3 protein-coding genes are annotated in these 3,991 nt (G+C 30.0%); 2 read left to right on the top strand and 1 reads right to left on the bottom strand.

The window, feature by feature from the left end:
* Window positions 1-178 precede the first annotated feature (178 nt).
* Both NF27_RS12005 and NF27_RS02475 read left to right on the top strand, forming a co-directional pair.
* Window positions 179-346: a transposase gene (locus NF27_RS12005; RefSeq protein ID WP_152606825.1), complete on the top strand. Its 168-nt coding sequence runs from the start codon at window positions 179-181 to the stop codon at window positions 344-346.
* 247 nt (window positions 347-593) lie between these two features.
* Entirely contained in the window at window positions 594-3,824 is a 3,231-nt protein-coding gene (locus NF27_RS02475) for a leucine-rich repeat domain-containing protein (protein ID WP_039455463.1), read from the top strand.
* Window positions 3,825-3,917: 93 nt separating this feature from the next.
* On the opposite strand, the gene NF27_RS13250 is transcribed toward NF27_RS02475, so the two are convergent.
* On the bottom strand, window positions 3,918-3,991 hold a 74-nt coding region (locus NF27_RS13250), incomplete at its 5' end, for a DNA-3-methyladenine glycosylase I (RefSeq protein ID WP_161791776.1).

Genomic DNA, 3,991 nt, shown 5'->3' with positions numbered 1-3,991 from the left:
ATAATTCTCAAGTAAGAAGTTTTAGACGCTCTGTAGAGTTGTCGTCAAGCTCTTCCTCTGATAATGAGAATTGTTTGCTTATGTGATAAATTCAATTTTAATATTGCAGTAGTGAGGTGGCTATACTAAAGAGGACAGATTATATAATATAATCTTAGAAGTTAGGAAATAAAATAAGATGTCTGAAGTAAAACAAAAAGGATATTCTGGTGAATTTAAGGAATCAGCGGCAGAGCTAGCTAATGAGTCATCGCAATCAATTGCACAAACAGCAAGGGAGTTAGGCATTAATGTTAATACTTATTTACTTGGATTGATAAATACTCAAAACCTAAGAATCCGGTAATGAAGCCAGGTGAATATATATGACGAAGTGAATCAATTGAGAAAGGAATTAGTAAAATTAACACAGGAAAGAGGCCTATTAAAAAAGGTCTTATTACTTAAATCGGAATTAAACAATATTCTCCTCTTTACTCACGTGGGTTAAGTAAGGTTTACAGATGTGCCAAAAGAATTAAAATTAAAGAAGTAGCCTCAAGAGTAAAGAAAAAATATAATTCTACTTTAAATATAAAATCAAGCAAGCTCCTATGAAGCAAAATGAGACTGTCAATAATCATGATAACATAATAATAGATCAACAAAATAGATTTAAACTAGCTTGTAAAGAAAAAAATCATGCAGCTATAGTAGAATTACTTAAACTTCAACCTGAATTATTGGATTCAGTGGATAATAGAACAGCTTCTTTTTTATTTTTATTACCTAGCCAAACTTTGGCTGATATTTTAAAAAATAATTGGAAATCTCCTGTACTTAACCTACAAGGCTTCATAATTGGTAAAGAGGAAGCTGAGGTTTTAGCTTATATATTAAAGGACAACAAGATTATTACTTATGTCAACTTATTGCGCACTAATATAGGTAGTAGGGGGATAAAAATTTTAGCTGGAACGCTAAAACAGAATAAAATTATTAAGGCAATTAATTTGGGGGAAAACTATCTTCAAGACGAGGGAGCATATTATGTAGCTGAAATACTAAAAGAAAACAAAAGTATTACCACGATTAGCTTACAGCATAATAATATTGAAGATGAAGGAGCAATATCGCTTGCAGAGGCCATCATAATAAACGGGAGAACTTCTAAAATAAATCTAAGTGATAATAAAATAGGGCAGAGGGGAAGCATTGCATTGATTGAAGCATTAATGCAGATAGATAGCATTAATTATGTTAACCTGGGAGGTAATAATTTAGGGGATAAATGTGTAAAAGCTTATTGTAAAATGCTAGAGAGTAATAAAAGCATTGCTAGTATTAATTTGGCTAATTGCAAAATAGGAGTAGAAGGTCTCAAAGCTTTAATAGATGTATTAAAAGACAATAATAAGGTCATTACTTCTCTTGATCTGGAAGGAAATAATATAACAGATGAAGGTATAAAATTATTATCTGAAATACTAATTAATAATGAAAGCATTACTCATGTTAATCTTAGTAATAATAAAATAGGAGAAAAAGGCGCTGAGTATCTAGCTAATGTTTTAACTAAAAATCATACGATTATTTCAATTAATTTAAGGGGGAATCAATTAAAGGATCAAGGGATAAAAACACTATGTACAGGACTAAGTAATAATCAAAGTATTTATATTTTTGATATAAGTAAAAATCAGATTGGAGGAAGTGGTGCTAATCATATAGGAAAATTGTTGGATGGAAATTGTAGGTTTACTTCAATTAATCTAATGGAAAACAATTATAAAGTAGGAGGAATAAAATTATTATTAGAAATATTAGAAAAGAAAAAAACTATTCTTTCAACTGATCTTACAGATATTTCTATAACCAAAAAAGACAAAAATCTATTAGAACTACAAAAAAAATTAAAAACACATGTGAGTAAAAATAACCAAATACTAGAAGATACTTGTAAAGCAGTTGAAGAAGTAAGCTTAATAAATATCAATCTTCCTAAAATACAACTATTTTTACGGATGATTAGTGGGAAGGTTGCCAGTTATGAGCAAGATAATGAAGTAAAATCAAGATATGAAAGAATAAAAAGAGAGATAAATGATTATTACAATTTTAATTTTTTGAGGCTAAGAGGTATAGTAAAAAATGCACAAAGTACTGAGCAAACAGGTATAGTATTGCCAACTGAAGTATGGGGGTTGATAGGTAGTTACTTAACACCTTATAATCCTACTAGAAGCTCTGCTAACAATATTTCTCAAAACAAAATAGATAGCAAGAACAATACACACGATAATTACAGGAAAGAACCTATACTACATAAGTTTGAAGTTCAAAGAAAGATAGTTCAAGATAGAAATACTAAGAATCAAATTTCTTCCTCAAATTTAAGACTTAATACAAGAAAGGGAAAAGAGAAGGTGATAGGTAAACAGAGTGTTTTAACTAGACCGTATAGTAAGCATGATAAAAAACTTAGAATATTGGACTTAATCGCCGAGCTTATGTGCGGTAATGAGAAAAGCACAGCTTTATGTTTGTATGAAGCAGAGGTCTTTATTGCTAGTAATAATGAAACTAACTATGAGTTGATAACAGAAAGTATGAACTTCTTTAACTATATTGTAAGGAAAAACCTTTCTTATGAAGATGCCTGGAAAAATAAAGATGTAGCAGAATGGAGGAAAACTTTAAAAGAAAAATTAATTAATGAAAAGTTAAAAGATTACACTAATCCCGATATTATAGAAATAATGTCTTTGAAACAATGTTTAAAGGAAACAAAACAAAACCTTTTAAATATGAGAGGACAATTAGATAAAAATGTGAAAGTTAAAGACTCCATAGAGAAAAAATATAGCTATTCTAAAGCACAGATTGAATATCAAAAAACAACCCTAAGCCAAGTAGAAAGAAGTCTAGGTAACTTGGTTAATGAAAATGAGCTAATTAAAACACATATAATAAAGACTGAGCAACAGCAAATAGTAGAAACCAAGATTAGACCCTTTGAAAAAAGTGTAGATAATGATAGACAAATAATAAAAGCATATAAAAATAAGAAGCATAACTTGGCTAAGCAAATACAGAAGAAATTGAATCAAATAGGTAATAAGATTTCTAATGAAATGCACGAAGTTATTAAGTATCTAACTATGGAAAATGAAGGTAATAGTATATTGCGTGAAGCATTGAAAAGTGAATGGGTATATGTAAATCATAAGCAGAATAATAGGAGTTTTTGTAATGAAGTTACTAAGCCTTTAGCGTTTACTAGTAATAAAAAATATCCTAAAGGTATCCATCCAATAATGAGAATTTTACAGTATATTGATGATGTAAATGATCTGGAAGAAAATTCAGAAGTACTTCTTGATCTGCAATCATCACTTTACATGGGAAGTGCAAATCTTTGTTGCAGAAATTGTACAACAGTTATTCAGCAAATTAATAATAGAAACACTCAACATAGCATACAAGTGAGTGATAGGGAAGTAAACCATAGTATCGAAGCTAGAGAAGCTCATGAATGGCCTCGCCCCCTTTTTATATCAAAATATAAAAACTTAGGCATTAATCTTTTAAAAATAGATGAGGTTACCAGGAGCACTAATGTAGCATCCTCTTTAGGTATCGGCTCTTCTTCTGGTATTCAAGATATTAAAGAAATACCCGCGAAGAAGACATTCTCTGAAAGGCAAGTATCTAAAGTAGAAAGAGTCCCTCATGCTAAACAAAACTTTAGTACTAACCATAAAATTAATAATCCTAAAAAGCAATGGAGAGAAATTATAGGTAGCAAACCGCTAGATTCTGATGTGAATTTATCTAGGCAATAAATAGCGGCAAGTAAAGGCTAAGTTATTATGGGTTTCTAGGTGAGAAAAAATACCAAGAAGCATAGGAGTTTTTATAAGCAAGAGAGGTATAATTTAAACCAGTTTATGTCTGAAGCAACTTACTAAGTGATCATTTACCATCCCAACCGCTTGCATATATGCATATA

This window comes from Candidatus Jidaibacter acanthamoeba (assembly GCF_000815465.1).
Classification (GTDB): domain Bacteria; phylum Pseudomonadota; class Alphaproteobacteria; order Rickettsiales; family Midichloriaceae; genus Jidaibacter; species Jidaibacter acanthamoebae.
Note: the sequence above shows the minus strand (reverse complement) of the source record. Positions and strands in the feature narration are given on the sequence as shown.

Bases quoted from the DNA above. Each gene is read 5' to 3' on its own strand.
- NF27_RS12005 (WP_152606825.1), top strand. From the start codon at position 179: ATGTCTGAAGTAAAACAAAAAGGATATTCTGGTGAATTTAAGGAATCA.
- NF27_RS02475 (WP_039455463.1), top strand. From the start codon at position 594: ATGAAGCAAAATGAGACTGTCAATAATCATGATAACATAATAATAGAT.